Source organism: Microbacterium sp. cf332, assembly GCF_900102175.1.
In the GTDB taxonomy this organism is placed as follows: domain Bacteria; phylum Actinomycetota; class Actinomycetes; order Actinomycetales; family Microbacteriaceae; genus Microbacterium.
In genome coordinates this window covers 507699-526530 of record NZ_FNKN01000001.1, presented here as the reverse complement: position 1 = coordinate 526530, position 18832 = coordinate 507699, and the positions used below count along the sequence as shown (strand labels likewise).

Sequence of the window (18832 nt, the reverse complement as noted above, 5' to 3'; positions counted from 1 at the left end):
ATGGCCGAGATCTTCTACGACGACGACGCCGACCTGTCCATCATCCAGGGCAAGAAGGTCGCGATCGTCGGCTACGGCTCGCAGGGCCACGCCCACGCTCAGAACCTCCGCGACTCGGGTGTCGAGGTCGCCATCGCGCTCAAGGACGGCTCGAAGTCGGCCGCGAAGGCTCAGGACGAGGGCTTCGAGGTCAAGAGCGTCGCGGACGCGGCCGAGTGGGCCGACCTCATCATGATCCTCGCGCCGGACCAGCACCAGCGCTCGATCTTCGCCGACTCTATCAAGGACAAGCTGACAGCGGGCAAGACCCTCGCCTTCGCGCACGGCTTCAACATCCGCTTCGGCTACATCGACGCTCCCGAGGGCGTCGACGTCATCCTGGTCGCGCCCAAGGCCCCGGGCCACACGGTGCGCCGCGAGTTCGTCGCGGGCCGCGGCATCCCCGACATCATCGCCGTCGAGCGCGACGCCTCGGGCTCGGCATGGGACACCGCCCTGTCGTACGCGAAGGCGATCGGCGGCACCCGTGCCGGCGTCATCAAGACCACGTTCACCGAAGAGACCGAGACCGACCTGTTCGGCGAGCAGGCCGTGCTCTGCGGTGGCGTGAGCCACCTCGTCCAGTACGGCTTCGAGACCCTCATCGAGGCGGGCTACCAGCCCCAGATCGCCTACTTCGAGGTGCTGCACGAGCTCAAGCTCATCGTCGACCTCATGTGGGAGGGCGGCATCGCCAAGCAGCGCTGGTCGATCTCCGACACCGCGGAGTACGGCGACTACGTCTCCGGCCCCCGCGTGATCTCGCCGGACGTCAAGGAGAACATGAAGGCCGTGCTCGCCGACATCCAGTCGGGCGCCTTCGCGCAGCGCTTCATCGCCGACCAGGACAACGGCGCGCCCGAGTTCCTCGGACTCCGTGAGAAGGAGCAGGGTCACCCGATCGAGGCGACCGGCAAGGAGCTCCGCGGCCTGTTCGCCTGGAAGCAGCAGGACAGCGACTACACGGAAGGCAGCGCCGCGCGCTGACCCACCTCCCGCGGCGGTGCGCACCCGCCCCGTGACCCTCGGCGGCACCCCGCCGAGCTCGGCCTCGTGCCACGGAAGCCCGGTCCCCATCAGGGGCCGGGCTTTCGGCGTGCGACGTCCGCGCAGATACGTTTTACGATGGAGTGCATGTCCCCTCCGACCGAGCGTCCTCCGCGCACGCGCCTGGGGGCGGTCTGCCTGGCGGCCTGCGTCATCACCGGCGTGACGGTCGCGCCCGCCGCGTGGGCGGACACCTCCGACGCGGTCGAGACGATTCCTCGGTCCGACATCGCGACCCCGGCCCTGCCCGGCGGCGACGAGGGCGATGGCAGTGGAGACGACGAGGACACGCCCGGCGAGGAGGAGACCGTTCCGACGCCGGAGCCGGAAGAGTCATCGATTCCGTCGCCCGGTCCGTCCGGCTCGCCGTCCACGATCCCGACGCCCCCGCCCATCCCGAGCCCGGAGCCCTCGGAGATCCCGTCTCCGAGCGTGCCTCCGATCGAGATCCCGGCAGTACCCGCGCCACCCGCGCTCGAGGTTCCGAGCGTCGAGAGCGAGGTCGATGTCCGACTTCCGACGGCTGCGCGACTGGGCGCCCTGCTGCGACTCGGGTCGAGGGATGCGGCTGCGGCACCCACCCCGCAGCCCACGGAGGAGGTGCACGTCGAGGGCGGCCCCGATGTCGGGGGCTCCGCGGAGCTGAACACCGTCGTGCCGCCCCAGGACACCACCGGACGCACCGATGCCGTTCAAGTGGGTGCACTGAGCGACGGCTCCGGCACCGAGCTCGTGGAGCCCGTCGTCTGGGGCCCGTGGGCCGGCGCTCTCGGCGTCGCCGCAGCCGGCGTGGCCGTCTTCGTCCTGCGCGGCGGTCGACAGATCGGGCGCTGACCCCGCGGGGGAGCGCCCGCCGTCACCGCACCGGATCCCCGCCCTCGAGCCGCGCGCTACTCTGAATCCGTGACGAGCCGCGATGACGATGCCCTCAGCTGGGCGGGAGACGACGATCCGACGCTCGTGTCGGCCCCGACGCGTGACTCCGGGCTCGCATCGCGACCGTCGGATGCCGCCGCGCCGCCCACGCACCCGAGCGAGCCGGCGCCCGCGCAGGACCTCGAGTCCGCGGGCGACCCCGGCACGGCCGATGCGGGCCGTCCCGCGATGAGCAGCGCCGCGCTCGTCTCGTTCGGCGTGCTGGGCGGCATCTACCTCCTCTATACCGTCGGCTGGATCGTCGGCGGTCTCCGGCTCAACGACATCGCCGGCTTCATCGTGGCGCCGACCGCCTCGGTTCCCGCGATCATCGTCGCGATCCTCGCCCCGGCCGTCTGGTTCGGGGTGACCTTCCTCCTCACGCGCGGGCGGGCTACGTGGCTCCGATTCGTCTGGCTCGTCGCCGGCGCGGTGCTGCTCGTCCCCTGGCCGTTCGCGATGCTCGGAACGGGGCTGTGATGACCGTCGACACGTCTGCCGAGAAGCACGCCCATCGAACGCCGACGTGGCTGATCGCCACGGTCGCCGGCGCGTTCGGTCTGTTCTACGCCTACGCGGTGTGGGTCGCGGTCGGGCACCTCGTGACGCAGGCGACCGGCGTCCTCGGACTCAACGGTCTCGGCTGGGCCGTGCTCGGCAGCGCGATCGTGTTCCCGATACTCGTGTTCGCGGGAGCGTTCGCGCTCGGACACCGACGCGGCGCGGGATCGTTCGCGCTCATCCTGCTCGCGGGGTTGGGACTCACCGCGGTCTTCTGGCTCAACATCCTGTCGTACTCGATCACGCAGGGCGGGTCGCTGCTCGGCAGCTGACCGCGGCGGTCGCGCGGCGTCACACGGTCTCAGGCGCCGTCTGCGCCGCGCTAGGCTGAGACGACCCGCCGCACCGCCGTCGGCCGTCGTGGCGACCACCCGTTCCGCGCTCACGCGCATGCTCCAGAGGATCGTCCGTGCCCCAGCCCGTCGTGCTCATCGCCGAAGAACTCTCGCCCGCCACGATCGATGCCCTCGGTCCTGATTTCGAGGTCCGGTCGGTCGACGGTGCCGATCGCGCGGCCCTGCTGCCCGCTCTCGCCGACGCGCACGCCGTGCTCATCCGGTCGGCGACCAAGATGGACGCCGAAGCGATCGCCGCGGCCCCCGCGCTGAAGGTCATCGCCCGTGCCGGTGTCGGTCTCGACAACGTCGACATCAAGGCCGCCACCGCCGCCGGCGTCATGGTCGTGAACGCCCCGACGTCGAACATCATCTCGGCGGCCGAGCTGACGGTCGGACACATCCTGAGCCTGGCACGTCACATCCCGGCCGCGCACGCCTCGCTTGCCGCCGGCGCGTGGAAGCGATCGTCGTTCACGGGCACGGAGCTGTTCGAGAAGACCGTCGGCATCATCGGCCTCGGACGCATCGGAGCGCTCATCGCCGCTCGCCTGCAGGCCTTCGGTGTGAGCGTCGTCGCGTACGACCCCTATGTCACGCCGACGCGTGCACAGCAGCTCGGCGTCACGCTGCTGAGCCTCGACGAGCTGCTCGGACAGAGCGACTTCGTCACGATCCACATGCCCAAGACGCCGGAGACGACCGGCATGATCGGCACGGAGCAGTTCGCGCGCATGAAGAAGACGGCCTACGTCGTCAACGTCGCCCGCGGCGGGCTGATCGATGAGGAGGCGCTGTACACGGCGCTCACCACGGGCGAGATCGCGGGCGCCGGCCTCGATGTGTTCACGAGCGAACCGCCGAAGGAGGACGGAACGGCGTTCCCGTTGCTGTCGCTGCCCAACGTCGTCGTGACGCCGCACCTCGGCGCCTCGACCGACGAGGCGCAGGAGAAGGCGGGCGTCTCCGTCGCGAAGTCGGTCAAGCTCGCGCTCGAGGGCGACCTCGTGCCCGATGCGGTCAACGTCGCCGGTGGTGTGATCGACCCCTTCGTCCGGCCGGGCATCGCCCTGGTCGAGCAGCTCGGTCAGATCTTCACCGGCTTGGCCCCGAGCGCCCTGACGAGCCTCGACATCGAGGTGCGCGGTGAGCTGGCCGATTACGACGTCAGCGTCTACCGCCTGGCCGCCCTCAAGGGCATCTTCACGAACATCGTGAGCGAAAACGTCTCGTACGTGAACGCGCCGCTGTTCGCCGAGCAGCGCGGCATCGAGACGCGCCTGATTGTGGAGTCCGACAGCCCGCTGTACCGCAACATCACGATCTTGCGCGGTACGCTCTCCGACGGCTCCGTGCTGACCGTCGAGGGCACGCTGGCCGGCACCCGCATGGTGCCCAAGGTCGTCGGCATCAATGGCTACGAGGTCGAGGTGCCGATCGAGCGCCACCACGTCGTCATGCGTTACGCCGACCGCCCCGGCATCGTCGCGATCTACGGGCAGAAGCTGGGCCAGGCGGGCATCAACATCGCCGGGCTCCAGGTCGCCCGCCCGGACGCCTCGGGGCGCGCACTGTCGGTGCTGACCGTCGATTCGCCCGTTCCCGACCACCTGCTCGACGAGATGCGCGAGGCGGTCGCAGCAGACCTCTTCCGGCAGATCGAGCTCAGCGAGGTCTGACCCGCCGGTCCGGCGTCCGGGGCCGCTGCGCTCCGGACGCCGTCAGCGTGCGGTCACGCCGAGGACGAGACGGATGAGGGCGTCGAACTGTTCGCCCTGGGGGAGCGGGCCGACCACGGCGCCCGCCCCGAGGGCGTTGTTGAAGTAGAGCCCGTCGCCGACCAGAAGGACGAGCTGCAGGGCGGTCTCGTCGCGCGTGTGGTCGCGGAGCGCCTCTTCCCAGAGCGTGCGGACGTCGCGGAGCGCGGAGCTCGCGGCAGCGTGGCCGCTCTGGGCCAACCGCGATCCAGCCAGAAGAGCGCGGTCGAGGGCGCTGTCCTCCATGACCGAGGTGCGCAGGTATGCCGCGACGATGCCTTCGGGGTGCTGCGACATGTCGTCCACGTCGAGGCGGGCGAGGTCCATCATCCGGTCGAGCAGTGCCGTCTCGAGCGCTTCCTTCGAGGCGTAGTGGTAGAGCAGTCCGCCCTTGGACACCCCGGCGGCCGCGGCCACCGCGTCCATCGTCGCGCCGCGTGCGCCGTCGGAGATCAGCAGCTGTTCGTACGCGTCGAGCACGCTCTCGCGCGCGCGGGGAGGACGACTCATGGCATCCATCCTCGCGCGTCGCGCCGCTGTTCCTGTTACTATACCGGCTGGACGGTGAATAAATGACTCTCACGGAAGAAATCGCGATCGCCGACGGGCAGGGCCGGCGTGTCGGCTGGCGCGGCTGGGCGGCGCTCGTCGTGCTCATGCTGCCGGTGCTGCTCGTATCGGTCGACAACACGGTGCTCAGCTTCGCCCTGCCCGAGATCGCGCGCTCGCTCAGCCCCACGAGCGCGCAGCAGCTGTGGATCATCGACGTCTACCCGCTCATCCTCGCGGGGCTGCTCGTCACGATGGGCTCGCTGGGCGACCGCTTCGGCCGCCGCCGCATGCTGCTGGTCGGAGCGACGGGCTTCGCGACGGTCTCGGCCCTCGCCGCCTTCGCACCCAACGCCGAGCTCCTCATCGCGGCGCGCGCCGCCATGGGCGTCTTCGGCGCGATGCTCATGCCCTCCACCCTCTCGCTGCTGCGGAGCATCTTCACCGACCGCGATCAGCGGCGTCTCGCGATCGCCGTCTGGGCGTCGATGTTCTCGGCCGGTGCCGCGCTCGGTCCCATCGTCGGCGGGATCCTGCTCGAGCACTTCAGCTGGGGCTCGGTGTTCCTCATGGCGGTTCCCGTGCTCGTGCCCCTGCTCGTCCTCGCGCCGTTCTTCGTGCCCGAGAGCCGCGACCCGCGCCCCGGGCGCATCGATCCCGTGAGCATTGCGCTGTCGATGCTCACGATGGTGCCGATCGTCTACGCGATCAAGGAGTTCGCGGTCAAGGGTTGGGGGCCGCTGCCGCCCGTGCTGTTCCTCGCGGGGATCGCGTTCGGCTGGCTCTTCGTGCGGCGACAGCTGCGGGTGGCGTCGCCCATGCTCGATATGCGCCTGTTCGCGCGCGGCACCTTCAGCGGCGCCCTCCTGGTCAATCTGCTCAGCGTGGTGGCGCTCGTCGGGTTCCTCTACTTCGTCACGCAGCACCTGCAGCTGATCGTCGGTCTGTCGCCGCTCGAAGCCGGGCTCGCTCTGGTGCCCGGGCTCGCGATGATGATCATCGCCGGTCTCGGCGTCGTCCCCGTCTCGCGCCGTGTGTCACCCCGCATCGTGGTCCCCGCCGCGCTGGCCCTGTCCGCCGCGGGCTACGTGATGATCGCTGTGCTGACCGACGCCGAGAGCATGATCGAGCTCGTCGTCGCGTTCGCCCTCCTCGGCATGGGGATCGGCGCCGCCGAGACGGTCTCGAACGAGCTCGTCCTCGCGAGCGCGCCGCCCGCGAAAGCCGGCGCTGCGAGCGCCGTGTCGGAGACCGCCTACGAGGTCGGGGCCGTGCTGGGCACCGCGGTGCTCGGCGGCATCCTGACCGCCATGTACCGGATCGGTATGGTCGTGCCCGCTGGTGTGCCCGCCGAGGCCGCCGATGCGGCGCGCGAGACCCTTGCTGGTGCCGTGAACGTCGCACAGGAGCTGCCGCAGCCGGTGGGACAGCAGCTGCTCGACGCGGCTGCGCATGCGTTCGACTCGGGCGTCGCCGTCACGGCCACGATCGGCGCGGTCCTCGTGGTCTGCGCCGGCGTCATCGCGGCCGCTACGCTGAAGGGATCCCACACGCGGCACGCCGGGCGATGAGCTTCCGGCGCGCCGCATCGCCGAGAACGAGGAGAGCGATGTCGCGCGTCGTGAAGCTGGCCGTGATTCCGGGCGACGGAATCGGTCCCGAGGTCGTCGCCGAGGCCGAGAAGGTGCTCGACGCGGCCGTGGCGGGCACGGATGTCGTGATCGACAAGACCCGGTTCTCGCTCGGGGCGGCTCGGTATCTCGAGACCGGCGACACTCTCACCGATGGTGATCTCGCGGCGATCGCCGAGCACGACGCGATCCTCCTCGGCGCGGTGGGGGGAGTGCCGGGCGATCCGCGGCTCCGCGACGCGAACATCGAGCGGGGCCTCCTCCTGAAGCTGCGTTTCGAGCTCGACCACTATGTCAACCTGCGTCCCTCGAAGCTGTACCCCGGCGTGCCCGGGCCCCTCGCCGAGCCGGGCGACGTCGACTTCGTCGTGGTCCGAGAGGGCACGGAAGGACCGTACGTGGGCAACGGCGGCAGCATCCGCCGGGGGACCCCGCACGAGGTCGCGAACGAGACGTCGGTAAACACTGCGTTCGGGGTGGAGCGCGTCGTCCGCTACGCCTTCGAGCTCGCGGAGCGCCGCCGAGGTGCCCTCACGCTCGTGCACAAGACGAACGTGCTCGTGCACGCCGGCGGGATCTGGAAGCGCGTGGTGGACCAGGTGGCGGCGGAGCACCCCGGGGTCGCCGTAGACTATCTGCACGTCGACGCGGCGACGATCTTCCTGGTCACGAACCCGGGCCGCTTCGACGTGATCGTCACCGACAACCTCTTCGGTGACATCCTGACCGACTTGGCCGGCGCCGTCACCGGAGGCATCGGCCTCGCCGCTTCGGGGAACATCAACCCCGACGGCGCGTTCCCCTCGATGTTCGAGCCCGTCCACGGATCGGCGCCCGACATCGCGGGCCAGCAGAAGGCCGACCCCACGGCCGCGATCCTCTCCGTCTCATTGCTGCTCGATCACCTCGGGCTCACGGGGGCCGCTCGACGCGTCACCCGCGCCGTCGAGGACGACATCGCCGCCCGAACCTCGGACTCCCGCACCACATCGCAGATCGGCGACGCGATCGCGGCTCAGCTCCAGGCGTAGCCTGGACTCCGCCCCGTCGCCCCCACTTTCGCTTGGAAGACTCATGACCCTTCTCGAAAACGATCCCGACGCCGGACTCGCCCCGCTCGAGTTCGCCGTCACCCGCAACCTCGCCGCCGCGGCAGCCGCGCGACGCGACGAGATCCTGGCGAACCCCGGCTTCGGCACGCATTTCACCGATCACATGGTCGACATCTGCTGGTCGGTGCTCGGGGGCTGGCATCGCCCACGCGTGCAGCCGTACGGCCCGATCACGCTGGACCCCGCCGCGGCCGTGCTCCACTACGGGCAGGAGATTTTCGAAGGCATCAAGGCCTACCGTCACGCGGACGGTTCGGTGCACACCTTCCGTCCCGACCAGAACGGTCGCCGCCTGCAGCGCTCGGCACGCCGGCTCGCCCTCCCCGAGCTGCCCGTCGAGTGGTTCGTCCAGTCGTTGCGCGAGCTCATCGCGGTCGACGGTGCGTGGGTCCCTTCCGGTGCGGACCAGTCGCTCTACCTGCGTCCCTTCATGTTCGCGAAGGAGGCCTTCCTCGGCGTCCGTCCGGCCAACAAGGTCGCGTACTACCTGATCGCGAGCCCCGCCGGTGCCTACTTCACCGGCGGCGTGAAGCCGGTGTCGATCTGGCTGAGCGAGGATTTCGCGCGCGCTGGAAAGGGTGGGACCGGTGCAGCCAAGACCGGCGGCAACTACGCCTCGAGTCTGCTGCCACAGGCGGAGGCCTACGAGAACGAGTGCGACCAGGTCGTGTTCCTCGACCAGGACCGCAATGTCGAGGAGCTCGGCGGGATGAACGTCGTGTTCGTCTACAAGGACGGCACCATCGTCACCCCGCAGTCCGACTCGATCCTCGAGGGCATCACGCGCGATTCGATCCTGCAGCTCGCGCGCGACCGCGGACACAAGGTCGAGGGCCGCGCCGTCTCGCTCGACGAATGGCGCCAGGGCGTGGCGTCCGGCGACATCGTCGAGGTGTTCGCCTGTGGAACCGCCGCTGTCGTCACGCCGATCGGGGTGCTCAAGGGCCGCGACTTCATCGACCAGCAGCCGGTCGGCGAACTCGCCCTGTCGCTGCGCGAGGAGCTGACCGACATCCAGTACGGCCGACGAGAAGACAAGCACGGCTGGCTCGTGCGGTTGGACGGCTGACATGAAGATCGTCCGTTTCTCGCACAACGAGGCCATCCGCTACGGCATCCTCGACGGTACCGACCTGGTGACCCTCGCCGGTGATCCCCTCTACGCGGGCTACGAGCCGACCGGCGATCGCGTGCCGCTCAGCGACGCCGTGCTGCTCGCTCCGGTCATCCCGCGCTCCAAGATCATCGCGGTCGGTCGCAACTACCGCGAGCACGCCGCCGAGTTCGGCAACGAGGTCCCGGCCGAACCCCTGCTGTTCTTCAAGCCGAACACGTCGGTGATCGGCCCGGGCGACGCGATCGTGCGGCCGACGCAGTCGCAGCAGGTCGACTTCGAGGGGGAGCTGGCCGTCGTCATCGGCAAGGTCACCCGCAACGTGTCGGCCGATGAGGCGCTCGGCCACGTCTTCGGCTACTCCATCGCCAACGACGTCACGGCGCGCGACCTGCAGCGCAGCGACGGGCAGTGGACGCGCGCCAAGGGCTTCGACACCTTCTGCCCGCTGGGGCCGGCCATCGAGACGGAGTTCGATCCGGCGCAGGCCCAGCTCGTCGCCCGTGTCAACGGCGAGGAGAAGCAGCGTGCGCCGCTGACCGACATGGTCCACGGCATCGCCGAGCTGATCGCCTACGCGTCGGCGGCCTTCACGCTGCTTCCCGGTGACGTCATCCTCACGGGGACGCCGGCCGGCGTCGGGCCGCTCGTCGCGGGCGATGTCGTGGAGGTCGAGATCGACGGTCTCGGTATCCTCCGCAACATCGTCCGGGATGTCTGAGGCCGAACCCGCGACCGACGACACGGTCCGCGACGGCATCCGCAGGCGGTCGCTGGCGGTCCTGTCGCTCGGTCAGGTGCTGGGCGGCATCGGTTTCGGCTCGACGATCTCGCTCGGCGCCGTCATCATCGAGCGCTTGACGGGTGACGACGCCCTGGCGGGGCTCCCGACGGCGGCGGTGACCCTCGGCGCCGCGCTGCTCGCGGTGCCGCTGGCATCGTTCGCGGCGCGGTCGGGCCGCCGCCCTGCGCTCACGCTCGGCATGGTTCTCGCGCTCGCGGGTGTCGTGCTCGTTGTGTCCGGTGCCGCGCTCGCGAGCGTGCCGTTGCTCCTGTTCGCGTTCGCGATGATCGGCGGCGGCCAGGCGGCCAACCTGCAGTCGAGGTTCGCAGCGACCGATCTCGCCACCGACCGGACCCGCGGGCGGGACCTGTCGATCGTGGTCTGGGCGACGACGGTCGGCGCCGTCCTCGGGCCGAACCTCGTCGGTCCCGGCGAATCGGTCGGCGGCGCGATCGGGATGCCGCCGCTGACCGGGCCCTACCTGTTCACCGCCGTCGCGCAGATCATGGCGATCGTGCTGTACCTGGCCGCCCTGCGGCCCGACCCGCTGCTGCTCGCCCGGGCCGACGCGGCGCGCGGGCGCGCGGGACGCGAGGCGATCGCGCATCCGGATCGGCCCCGGGCCGCGCGCTACGCCGTCGCGGCGATCGCGGGTTCGCATGGCGTGATGGTCTCGGTCATGGCGATGACCCCGCTGCACCTCGTGCATCACGGGGCGGAGCTGTCGGTCGTCGGACTCACCATCAGCCTCCATATCGCCGGCATGTACGCGCTGTCTCCCGTCTTCGGTCTCATCGCCGACCGTCTCGGCCGCGTTGCCACGATCCTGGTCGGTCAGGCGCTCCTCGGGCTCTCGCTCGTCGTCGCGGCGTTCGGCGCGGAGTCGGCGCCCGCGGTGACGGTCTCGCTCGTCCTGCTGGGACTCGGGTGGAGCGCCGCGACGGTCGCCGGCTCCGCCTTGCTCACCGAGGCGTCGTCGCCGGACCGACGCACGGCCCGTCAGGGGCGCAGCGACGCGGCCATGAACGTGGTGGGCGCCGCGGGAGCCGCGGGCGCGGGAGTCGCCCTCGGCCTCGTCGGCTATGCCGGCCTCGCGGTCGCCGCGCTCGCGATCGTCGCGGTCGTCGTCCTCGCTTCGCCGCTCGCGCGCGATGGGGAGGGTCGCGAGGCCGAGTCGGTACGATCGGGCCCGTCTTAGCCGCTGGGCGTCCGCGCGGCAAGTATTTGGCCGCGGGCCCGGCGTGTGTCAGTTTGGTGGCATGAGCCATCGCGCACAGCTGATCATCGCCCTGGGATCGAGCGCGATCCTGTTCCTCTCGATCGCGTTCGTCTTCGTGCTCGTCGTCACGAGCCTCTTCACGGGCGGCATCGACTTCCCCGGCGAGCCGGAGATCGCGGACGCCGCGGGACTCACCGTGTGGGGCCTCGTCGCCTGACCCGTCGGTTCGGTGCTCAGGAGAGCAGCGCGCGCACCGCGAGGTCGACGTCGCCGTCGTCGTTGAAGACGTGGAACGCGAGGCGCGCGTTGCCCCGACGCCCCGATGCGACGACACCCGCCGTGGTGAGCCGGCAAAGATCCAGGCCTTCTGAATCGGGCCAGGTCACGATCGGCGTGGGCCGCACCGGTTCGGGAAGGCCGAGCCTCTCGCGGAACCGCGCCGCGAGTCCGGTCACACGCTCGTGGAGCGCCGACGCATCCGCATCCGCGAAGAGCGCGAGAGCGGGCTCTGCTCCCACCGTCGCCTGCCAGGCGGGCGAGACGTCGAACCGGCGGGCCGAAGCCGCGAGTGACGCGTCGGCCCCGTAGCAGGCGGCCCACGGGTCCTCACCGGCGTACCAGCCCGCGTGGATCGGCGTCAGGGTCGCGGCGTAGTCCTCGGTCAGCGCGAGGAACGTGAGGCCGCGAGGAGTGCACAGCCACTTGTAGGTGTGACAGACGAGCGCGTCGAACATGCCCGCGTCGACGGGCAGCCAGCCGGCGGCCTGTGTCGCATCGCACAGCGTCCGTGTGCCGTTGCGACGGGCGGACGCGACGATGGCGGCCGCATCCGCGACCTCGCCCGTCGCGGACTGGACGATCGAGAATGCGACCAGGTCGACGGTGGGGTCGATCGCTGCCGCGAGGCCGGCGAGCGGAACCGAACGCACGCGGATGCCGCGACCGACGTGGACGAAGGGCAGCACGAGCGACGAGAACTCGCCTTCGGGGCACAGGACCGTCGCCCCGTCGGGGAGCGACGCGGCCAGCATCCCGACCATCACGGAAGTTTGCGAGCCGACGGCGACACGCTCGGGAGACGTCGACACGATGCGGGCGAAGTGTGCGCGGCACCGCTCGGCCACAGCGGCGTAGTGATGCAGGTCGGGTCGGGCGTCGAGGTCGGCGATGACAGCCGCGCGGGTGGCCCGGCTCGGAAGGCCGGTACTGCACGCCGCGAGGTATCCCGCCGTGCCGGAGAACTCGGTGCGGAGTTCATCGGGGGAGAGGGCGGTGGTCTGCATGTATCCAGGATCGACGGCGCGGACGCATTCATCCAGACCAGGATTTGCATGAGAAGCATCACGCAGCGTTATCTTTCGCTATGGACACTCCCGACTATCGTCTCGATGTGGCCGAGCTGCGCATCGTCCGAGCCATCGCCGACGGTGGTTCCATCACCGCCGCAGCAGCCTCGCTGGGCTACAGCCAACCGGCCGTCAGCCAGCAGGTGAAGCGGCTCGAACAGCGCCTCGGAGTGCCGGTCGTGGAGCGCGTCGGACGCCGGATGCGGCTCACCGAAGCCGGTCGCGTGATCGCTCGCCACGCCGCAGCGGTCGCCACGGCCATCGAAGCCGCGTCGGGGGAGCTCGCCGAGCTCGCCGGCCTCCGAGCCGGCACGGTGCGGATGGTCGGTTTCCCGTCGGCCTCGCCCACCGTGCTCCCGAGACTCATGGACCGGCTCGCGCTGAGCCAGCCCGACCTCACGCTCACGTACGTCGAGGCCGAGCCACCCGAGGCCATCGCGGACGTCCGAGCCGATCGGGCGGACATCGCCCTGACCTTCGGGTATCCCGGCGACCGCTCCGATCCGCACGGGGAGAACGCGCGGGGTCTCGACACCGAGCTCATCGGGCACGACGACCTGCTCGCCGTCCTGCCCGCCGGGCATCCGGCAGCGCGCGGCGGTGGTGCGATCGACGTCCGGCCGCTGGCCGACGAAGCGTGGATCGCAGGGTGCCCGCGCTGTCGCGGACACCTGCTCGAGGTCTGCGGTCGTGCGGGTTTCGTTCCGGCCATCCGGTTCGAGACCGACAACTTCGTCGCGGTCGAGCAGCTCGTCGCACAGGGCATCGGCGTCGCGACGCTGCCCGGGCTGGCGGTGTCGTCCTTCCCCCTGCTTCCCGGCGTCGTGACGAGACCGTTGCCGGCGAGCGAGCGGCGCGCGATCCATGCCGTGTCCGCCGGCGGCGCCGGCCGGGTGCCGGCCGTCGCTTCGGTCCTCGCGCACCTGCGAGCGGTCGTCACCGAGCTCCTCGGCGGCCCGCCGCGCAAGAACTAAGCTGGAGGGGATGTCCACCGCACCGCACCCCGCCACCACGACCGCCTCCGGAACCGACGTCCGCGTCCGCTTCTGCCCTTCGCCGACCGGATTGCCGCACGTCGGTCTCATCCGCACGGCTCTGTTCAACTGGGCCTACGCGCGTCACAACGGCGGCAAGCTCGTCTTCCGCATCGAGGACACCGATGCCGCTCGCGACAGCGAAGAGAGCTACCAGCAGTTGCTCGAGGCGCTGCGGTGGCTCGAGATCGACTGGGACGAGGGTGTCGAGAAGGGCGGGCCGCACGCACCGTACCGTCAGTCGCAGCGTCACGAGCTCTACCGAGAGGTGCTCGACAAGCTGATCGCCGCCGGTGTGGTCTACGAGTCGTACTCGACGGCCGAAGAGATCGACGCCCGCAACGAGGCGAACGGCCGCGCCAAGCAGCTCGGCTACGACAACTTCGATCGCAACCTGACCGACGAGCAGAAGGCCGCATTCCGAGCTGAGGGCCGCGAGCCGGCGTGGCGCCTGCGCGTGCCCGACCACGATCTGACTTACGTCGACCTCATCCGCGGTGAAGTCACCTTCCCGGCCGGCTCCTTCCCCGACTTCGTGATCGTGCGGGCCGGCGGCATCCCGCTCTACACGTTCGTGAATCCGGTCGACGACGCTCTCATGGGCGTCACCCACGTCCTCCGGGGTGAGGATCTGATGCCATCGACGGCCCGCCAGCTCGCGCTCTACGCGGCGCTCATCGAAGCAGGCGTGACCGATTTCGTCCCCCGTTTCGGCCACATGCCCCTGGTGCTGGGCGACACGGGCAACAAGAAGCTCTCGAAGCGCGACCCGAAGGCCGACCTCTTCCTGCAGCGCGAGAAGGGCTTCATCCACGAGGGGCTGTTGAATTACCTCTCGCTGCTCGGGTGGTCCATCGCCGCCGACCGCGACGTCTTCACCCGCGACGAGCTCATCGAGGCCTTCGACGTCGCCGACGTCAACCCGAACCCCGCGCGCTTCGATCAGAAGAAGGCGGAGTCCATCAACGGCGACCATGTCCGCATGCTCGCGCCCGAGGTCTTCGCCGAGCGTCTCGTCCCGTATCTCGCGAACGCGGGTCTCATCGAGAACCCGCCGACCGCGGGCGAGCGGGAGATCCTCGAGGCATCCGCTCCGCTCGTGCAGGAGCGGATGCAGCTGCTCGGCGAAGCCCCCGGCCTCTTGGGCTTCCTCTTCCGGTCCGAGGTCGTCTTCGACGATGACGCCCTCTCCGGTCTCCCCGCGAACACGGGGGAGGTGCTGGTGGCGTCGGTCGGTGCGCTCGAGCTCGTTCCCGAGCAGGGCTTCACTGCCGCTGCCGTACAGGACGCGCTCGCCTCTGCGCTCATCGACGGCCTCGGCCTTAAGCCGCGCGTCGCTTACGGACCGCTCCGCGTCGCACTCAGCGGTCGGCGGGTGTCTCCGCCGCTGTTCGAGTCGATGGAGCTGCTCGGCAAGGTCGAGACGATCCGCCGGCTGGACGGCCTGGTGCAGCGCGTCGGCTGACGCGCCCGGGCGCCGCTCGGTTAGGCCGCATCGCATCCGTCGGGTATAGTTGATCCTCGGTGCGACTGAGTCAAACCGACCATGGGGTATGGTGTAATTGGCAACACGGCGGTTTCTGGTTCCGTTGTTCTTGGTTCGAGTCCAGGTACCCCAGCTTCGAGAAAAGCCCCGCTTCGGCGGGGCTTTTCCGTTTTCCGAGAACCCGCGATGCGCGGGCGTCATCGGACGAGTGCGGCGCGAGAATGGCTCCATGGGACTCTTCATGCAGCGACCCGAGGAACCGAGCGAGTGGGCGGGGTTGCCGTCCGAGCCGCTCCGGCCGAAGTCCGGCGCGGAACTGTTGCCGGACGAGGTCGCGCCCGCCGACCCTGCCGGAGATCTGCTCGGCGGTGGCGGGATCACGTCGATCTCCATCCCGGTCGAGATCGACGGAAACGAGGGGACAGGCTGACATCTCGCGGTCGGCGCGGCGGGGGTGGAAGACACCCGTCACGGAACTGTCTGACAGTTGTCGGATAGACTGAGGGCATGGACCCGAGGTCGATGCGCAGCCGCGAGGCGCTGCGCCGTGCCGCCCTCGATCTCGCAGCCGGCCGTCCCGTCGCGGAGCTTTCGGTAGCAGAGGTCTGTCGCGCGGCCGGAGTGACGCGCGACACGTTCTACCGGCATGCCGACGCGCCCGTCTCCCTCTTGGCCGACGCCTTGCGCGCCGAGCTCGACTCGGTGCTCACAGGCATCGGCGACCTCGACTCGCTCTCGACGGCGGAAGGGCTGCTGCTGGATCACGTCCGAGCGCACGTCGATGTGTACCGCGGCGCACTGCAGCCCTCCCTCGCGGCGCCGGTGCGGGATGTGCTCGAGCGCGTCGTCGCTGCGGGCCTCGAGGAATGGCTCGAACGGCATCCCGAGATCGAGCCGCCGGCGATCGACGATCTCCCGTCGCGAGCGATCGCCGTCGCCTACGCGGCCGGCGGAACCGTCGCGGCGATCGAGGTCTGGCTGCGCTCGGGCGCGGCCGACGTGACGTGGGCGACGAGGGCCATCCTCGCCGCATCACCGGAATGGTGGCTGCGATGACGCGGCCGAACGAGAGGAGTGCACGATGAAGGCAGCAGTGTTCCACGCGAAGGAAGATCTCCGAGTGGAGAACGTCGAGGAACCGACCGTGGGCCCGGGGCAGGTGAAGCTCAAGAACGCCTTCGCGGGTATCTGCGGCTCGGACCTACACGTGTACTACGCTCCCGAAGCCGCAGGCCTCACACTCGACGAGCCGCACCCCGTGACGGGTGCGCAGCTCCCGCAGATCCTCGGTCACGAGTTCGCGGGGACCGTCGTGGAGGTCGGCGACGGTGTCGCGGGAGTCTCGGTCGGCGACCGAGCCGCGGTGTGGCCCGTCTACTACTGCGGCGAGTGCCCCGCGTGCGAGAAGGGCATGTTCAACGCCTGCCAGAAGATCGGCTTCCACGGGCTGAGCTCCCAGGGCGGAGGCATGGCCGAGTACACGACGGTGCCCGCGTCGATGCTGCACGCGCTGCCCGAGAACGTCGACCTGCGCATGGGCGCGCTCGTCGAGCCGATGGCGGTCGCCTGGCACGCCGTCGAGCGGTCGCACGTGACATCGGGTCAGACCGCGGTCGTCGCGGGGGCCGGGCCGATCGGCATCGGCGTCTGGTTCGCGCTCAAGGCCCGGGGGATCGACAGAGTGCTCGTGTCGGAGCCCAGCGCCGCACGGCGCGAGACGATCGCCGCCCTCGGGGCGACCGTCGTCGACCCGGTGGCAGAAGACCTTGCGGCCGCTGTATCGGCGCTGTCGGGAGGCCGCGGCGCGGACGTGGCCTTCGACGCCGCGGGCGCGGGCGCGGCGATCACAGCGGGACTTGCGAACCTCGTGCCCGGCGGTCGTCTCGTGGTCGTGGCGATCCACGAGCGGGCGATGGAGTTCTCGCCGACGCAGCTCGTGATGGCGGAGACTGAGATCGCGGGGGCGCTGGCGTACCTGCCGGCCGATTTCGACGCCGTCATCGAGGCGATGTCGCGCGGCGTCTATGACACGAGCGGCTGGGTCGAGGAGGTCTCGATCGACGGCGTCGTCGAAGCGATCGAGAAGCTGCGTGGCGGAGCGGGCGCGAAGATCCTCGTGCGTTCCGACGCCTGAGGCAGCCGGAGCCCGCGGTTTCGAGTCCTCGGTCCCGCGGACTCCGGCTGCTCCGCGCCGCCACAGGGCGCGTCAGATGTTGCGCGGACGCGGCGCGGGCGGCGGCGGCACGGGCTTGGCCGCGACGATGTCGACACGACGGATGCGCTCGACGCCGCGTTTGCCGTCGACCACGACGTGGTCGTCGTCGGCGCTCAGCAGCTCGCCGAGCGCATCCGTCGCCTGCCCCGTGGGTAGGAGGTAGCGGACGACGACCCGCCCGCCGGGAGCGGGCAGCCTCACCATGCGCCGGGGGAGTAGTCCTTGAGGAAGACGCCGAAGAGGTCGTCGCCGGCCTCCCCACGGACGATCGGGTCGTAGACACGCGCTGCGCCGTCGACGAGGTCGAGCGGGGCGTGGAAGCCCTCCTCGGCGAGGCGGACCTTGGTGGGGTGCGGGCGCTCGTCGGTGATCCAGCCCGTGTCGACGCTGGTCATCAGGATGCCGTCGGTCTCGAACATCTCGCGCGCGCTCGTGCGCGTGAGCATGTTGACGGCCGCCTTGGCCATGTTCGTGTGCGGGTGGCCCGGGCCTTTGTAACCGCGATTGAACACGCCCTCCATGGCGCTCACGTTGACGACGTAGGTCCGGCGCGCGGGGCTCGCCGCGAGCGAGGCGCGCAGCTTCGAGACGAGGAGGAACGGCGCGGTCGTGTTGGCGAGCTGGACCTCGAGCATCTCGAGCGGGTCCACCTCACCGACGCGCTGTGTCCATGAGTTGACGCTGTCGAGGTCGGGGATGAGCCCGCCCGCGTCGATCGCGGTGCCCGCAGCGAGCCGCTCGAGCGAGCTGGAGCCCGCCGCAAGCGCCTGCTCGGTGAGCTCGTCGGCACGGGATGCCGCGGCGGCGAGGATCGGATGGGCGTTGACCGAGCGTTCGAGCGCCTGCGGGTGCATGTCGTTAGTGTGACCGAACGTCACGAGAGCCGGCAAGGGGCCGTCGGGCAGCGGCGACAGTTCGGCGTCGACGAGCGGCTGGTATGCGCCAGGGGAGCGTCGTACCGTCTGGGTCGCGTTGTTGATCAGGATGTCGAGCGGTCCGGCCGCGGCGACGTCGTCGGCGAGCCCGACGACCTGTGCGGGGTCGCGCAGATCGATGCCGACGACCTTGAGTCGGTGGATCCAGTCCGCCGAGTCGGGGAGGCTCGTGAAGCGGCGCACGGCGTCGCGGGGGAAGCGCGTCGTGATGGTCGTGTGGGCGCCGTCACGGAGCAGGCGCAGCGCGATGTACATGCCGATCTTGGCGCGGCCACCCGTGAGCAGGGCGCGGCGTCCGGTGAGGTCGGTCCGGGCGTCGCGCTTGGCGTGGCTGAGGGCTGCGCAATCGGGGCAGAGCTGGTGGTAGAAGGCGTCCACGACCGTGTAGGCCTGCTTGCAGATGTAGCAGGAGCGCGCCTTGATGAGGGTGCCGGCGGTCGGCGCCGTCGTCGAGGTGGAGATCGGGATGCCGCGCGTCTCGTCGTCGATGCGGTCGGGTGCGCCGGTAGCGGTGGCGTGCACGACGGCGCGATCAGCGGTGGCCACGGCATCCCGGATCTCGCGACGACGCACCTTCTTCGCGGCCTTGAACATCGCCGCCGTGGCGCGGCGCACGGTGACGTAGTCGGGGTGCGTGTGGTCGATGTCGGCCAATTGGCCGAGCACCCGCAGCGTCGTGGCGAGGTCGGCGGGCTCGATGCCGCTGGGCGCGACGGCGGAGGGGGAGATCGTGTCGGGAAGCACACGGAATTC

Annotated in this window: 20 protein-coding genes and 1 tRNA gene; 17 read left to right on the top strand and 4 right to left on the bottom strand. The window is 70.3% G+C overall.

Annotated elements, in window-relative coordinates:
* The 5 genes from ilvC (at position 1) to serA (ending at position 4576) form a co-directional block, all read left to right on the top strand.
* A complete protein-coding gene (gene ilvC / locus BLT21_RS02470) occupies positions 1–1026 on the top strand; it encodes a ketol-acid reductoisomerase (protein WP_091498748.1) in 1026 nt (341 codons plus the stop codon).
* Between the two features lie 147 nt (positions 1027–1173).
* Positions 1174–1920, top strand: coding sequence for a hypothetical protein (locus BLT21_RS02465; RefSeq protein WP_091498745.1), 747 nt, complete (start codon positions 1174–1176; stop codon positions 1918–1920).
* Between the two features lie 69 nt (positions 1921–1989).
* Positions 1990–2481, top strand: a complete 492-nt coding sequence (locus BLT21_RS02460; RefSeq protein WP_091498740.1) for a hypothetical protein — start codon at positions 1990–1992, stop codon at positions 2479–2481.
* Positions 2481–2834: a hypothetical protein gene (locus BLT21_RS02455; RefSeq protein ID WP_091498736.1), complete on the top strand. Its 354-nt coding sequence runs from the start codon at positions 2481–2483 to the stop codon at positions 2832–2834. The genes BLT21_RS02460 and BLT21_RS02455 overlap by 1 nt, the downstream gene beginning before the upstream one ends.
* 137 nt (positions 2835–2971) lie before the next feature.
* The gene (gene serA, locus BLT21_RS02450) at positions 2972–4576 is read left to right on the top strand and encodes a phosphoglycerate dehydrogenase (RefSeq protein ID WP_091498732.1); all 1605 of its coding nucleotides are present in this window, start codon (positions 2972–2974) and stop codon (positions 4574–4576) included.
* Between the two features lie 42 nt (positions 4577–4618).
* Here the strand turns inward: serA and BLT21_RS02445 are convergent, their stop codons facing one another.
* Entirely contained in the window at positions 4619–5164 is a 546-nt protein-coding gene (locus BLT21_RS02445; protein WP_176786790.1) for a TetR/AcrR family transcriptional regulator, read from the bottom strand.
* 62 nt (positions 5165–5226) lie between these two features.
* Between BLT21_RS02445 and BLT21_RS02440 the strand changes: the two genes are divergently transcribed.
* The 6 genes from BLT21_RS02440 to BLT21_RS15595 all read left to right on the top strand — a co-directional run bounded on the left by BLT21_RS02440 (position 5227) and on the right by BLT21_RS15595 (position 11280).
* A complete protein-coding gene (locus BLT21_RS02440) occupies positions 5227–6774 on the top strand; it encodes an MFS transporter (protein WP_091498728.1) in 1548 nt (515 codons plus the stop codon).
* A gap of 38 nt (positions 6775–6812) precedes the next feature.
* Positions 6813–7865: a 3-isopropylmalate dehydrogenase gene (locus tag BLT21_RS02435; protein WP_091498724.1), complete on the top strand. Its 1053-nt coding sequence runs from the start codon at positions 6813–6815 to the stop codon at positions 7863–7865.
* A 43-nt stretch (positions 7866–7908) separates the two neighbouring features.
* The gene (locus tag BLT21_RS02430) at positions 7909–9015 is read left to right on the top strand and encodes a branched-chain amino acid aminotransferase (protein WP_091498720.1); all 1107 of its coding nucleotides are present in this window, start codon (positions 7909–7911) and stop codon (positions 9013–9015) included.
* A 1-nt stretch (position 9016) separates the two neighbouring features.
* Complete coding sequence (locus tag BLT21_RS02425) at positions 9017–9781, top strand: fumarylacetoacetate hydrolase family protein (RefSeq protein WP_091498717.1); 765 nt, start codon at positions 9017–9019, stop codon at positions 9779–9781.
* Complete coding sequence (locus BLT21_RS02420; RefSeq protein WP_091498713.1) at positions 9774–11042, top strand: MFS transporter; 1269 nt, start codon at positions 9774–9776, stop codon at positions 11040–11042. The genes BLT21_RS02425 and BLT21_RS02420 overlap by 8 nt, the downstream gene beginning before the upstream one ends.
* Before the next feature lie 61 nt (positions 11043–11103).
* A complete protein-coding gene (locus BLT21_RS15595; RefSeq protein ID WP_176786789.1) occupies positions 11104–11280 on the top strand; it encodes a hypothetical protein in 177 nt (58 codons plus the stop codon).
* A 16-nt stretch (positions 11281–11296) separates the two neighbouring features.
* Here BLT21_RS15595 and BLT21_RS02415 read toward each other — a convergent pair whose 3' ends face one another.
* Positions 11297–12346, bottom strand: coding sequence for an aminotransferase class V-fold PLP-dependent enzyme (locus BLT21_RS02415; RefSeq protein WP_091498709.1), 1050 nt, complete (start codon positions 12344–12346; stop codon positions 11297–11299).
* A gap of 80 nt (positions 12347–12426) precedes the next feature.
* On the opposite strand from BLT21_RS02415, the gene BLT21_RS02410 reads away from it, so the two are divergent.
* The 6 genes from BLT21_RS02410 (at position 12427) to BLT21_RS02385 (ending at position 17063) form a co-directional block, all read left to right on the top strand.
* The gene (locus BLT21_RS02410; RefSeq protein ID WP_091498705.1) at positions 12427–13383 is read left to right on the top strand and encodes a LysR family transcriptional regulator; all 957 of its coding nucleotides are present in this window, start codon (positions 12427–12429) and stop codon (positions 13381–13383) included.
* Positions 13384–13393: 10 nt separating this feature from the next.
* Positions 13394–14908 (top strand): glutamate--tRNA ligase, encoded by a 1515-nt coding sequence (gene gltX, locus BLT21_RS02405; protein WP_091498702.1) that lies wholly within the window; start codon positions 13394–13396, stop codon positions 14906–14908.
* An 82-nt stretch (positions 14909–14990) separates the two neighbouring features.
* Positions 14991–15062 (top strand) — tRNA-Gln (locus BLT21_RS02400).
* A 96-nt stretch (positions 15063–15158) separates the two neighbouring features.
* A complete protein-coding gene (locus BLT21_RS02395; protein WP_091498699.1) occupies positions 15159–15359 on the top strand; it encodes a hypothetical protein in 201 nt (66 codons plus the stop codon).
* 77 nt (positions 15360–15436) lie between these two features.
* Positions 15437–15985: a TetR/AcrR family transcriptional regulator gene (locus BLT21_RS02390; RefSeq protein ID WP_091498694.1), complete on the top strand. Its 549-nt coding sequence runs from the start codon at positions 15437–15439 to the stop codon at positions 15983–15985.
* Positions 15986–16010: 25 nt separating this feature from the next.
* Positions 16011–17063 (top strand): 2,3-butanediol dehydrogenase, encoded by a 1053-nt coding sequence (locus BLT21_RS02385; protein ID WP_091498689.1) that lies wholly within the window; start codon positions 16011–16013, stop codon positions 17061–17063.
* Between the two features lie 72 nt (positions 17064–17135).
* Here the strand turns inward: BLT21_RS02385 and BLT21_RS02380 are convergent, their stop codons facing one another.
* Together BLT21_RS02380 and BLT21_RS02375 are read right to left on the bottom strand one after the other, a co-directional pair.
* A complete protein-coding gene (locus BLT21_RS02380; RefSeq protein WP_091498685.1) occupies positions 17136–17348 on the bottom strand; it encodes a putative acetyltransferase in 213 nt (70 codons plus the stop codon).
* Positions 17342–18823, bottom strand: coding sequence for an SDR family NAD(P)-dependent oxidoreductase (locus BLT21_RS02375; protein WP_091498681.1), 1482 nt, complete (start codon positions 18821–18823; stop codon positions 17342–17344). The genes BLT21_RS02380 and BLT21_RS02375 overlap by 7 nt, the downstream gene beginning before the upstream one ends.
* Positions 18824–18832: the final 9 nt, after the last annotated feature.

What these genes read in the sequence shown, in the direction of transcription:
- ilvC (WP_091498748.1), top strand. Translation starts at nt 1, where the DNA reads ATGGCCGAGATCTTCTACGACGACGACGCCGACCTGTCCATCATCCAG.
- BLT21_RS02465 (WP_091498745.1), top strand. Translation starts at nt 1,174, where the DNA reads ATGTCCCCTCCGACCGAGCGTCCTCCGCGCACGCGCCTGGGGGCGGTC.
- BLT21_RS02455 (WP_091498736.1), top strand. Translation starts at nt 2,481, where the DNA reads ATGACCGTCGACACGTCTGCCGAGAAGCACGCCCATCGAACGCCGACG.
- BLT21_RS02445 (WP_176786790.1), bottom strand. Translation starts at nt 5,164, where the DNA reads ATGAGTCGTCCTCCCCGCGCGCGCGAGAGCGTGCTCGACGCGTACGAA.
- BLT21_RS02440 (WP_091498728.1), top strand. Translation starts at nt 5,227, where the DNA reads ATGACTCTCACGGAAGAAATCGCGATCGCCGACGGGCAGGGCCGGCGT.
- BLT21_RS02435 (WP_091498724.1), top strand. Translation starts at nt 6,813, where the DNA reads ATGTCGCGCGTCGTGAAGCTGGCCGTGATTCCGGGCGACGGAATCGGT.
- BLT21_RS02430 (WP_091498720.1), top strand. Translation starts at nt 7,909, where the DNA reads ATGACCCTTCTCGAAAACGATCCCGACGCCGGACTCGCCCCGCTCGAG.
- BLT21_RS02425 (WP_091498717.1), top strand. Translation starts at nt 9,017, where the DNA reads ATGAAGATCGTCCGTTTCTCGCACAACGAGGCCATCCGCTACGGCATC.
- BLT21_RS02420 (WP_091498713.1), top strand. Translation starts at nt 9,774, where the DNA reads ATGTCTGAGGCCGAACCCGCGACCGACGACACGGTCCGCGACGGCATC.
- BLT21_RS15595 (WP_176786789.1), top strand. Translation starts at nt 11,104, where the DNA reads ATGAGCCATCGCGCACAGCTGATCATCGCCCTGGGATCGAGCGCGATC.
- BLT21_RS02415 (WP_091498709.1), bottom strand. Translation starts at nt 12,346, where the DNA reads ATGCAGACCACCGCCCTCTCCCCCGATGAACTCCGCACCGAGTTCTCC.
- BLT21_RS02410 (WP_091498705.1), top strand. Translation starts at nt 12,427, where the DNA reads ATGGACACTCCCGACTATCGTCTCGATGTGGCCGAGCTGCGCATCGTC.
- gltX (WP_091498702.1), top strand. Translation starts at nt 13,394, where the DNA reads ATGTCCACCGCACCGCACCCCGCCACCACGACCGCCTCCGGAACCGAC.
- BLT21_RS02395 (WP_091498699.1), top strand. Translation starts at nt 15,159, where the DNA reads ATGGGACTCTTCATGCAGCGACCCGAGGAACCGAGCGAGTGGGCGGGG.
- BLT21_RS02390 (WP_091498694.1), top strand. Translation starts at nt 15,437, where the DNA reads ATGGACCCGAGGTCGATGCGCAGCCGCGAGGCGCTGCGCCGTGCCGCC.
- BLT21_RS02385 (WP_091498689.1), top strand. Translation starts at nt 16,011, where the DNA reads ATGAAGGCAGCAGTGTTCCACGCGAAGGAAGATCTCCGAGTGGAGAAC.
- BLT21_RS02380 (WP_091498685.1), bottom strand. Translation starts at nt 17,348, where the DNA reads ATGGTGAGGCTGCCCGCTCCCGGCGGGCGGGTCGTCGTCCGCTACCTC.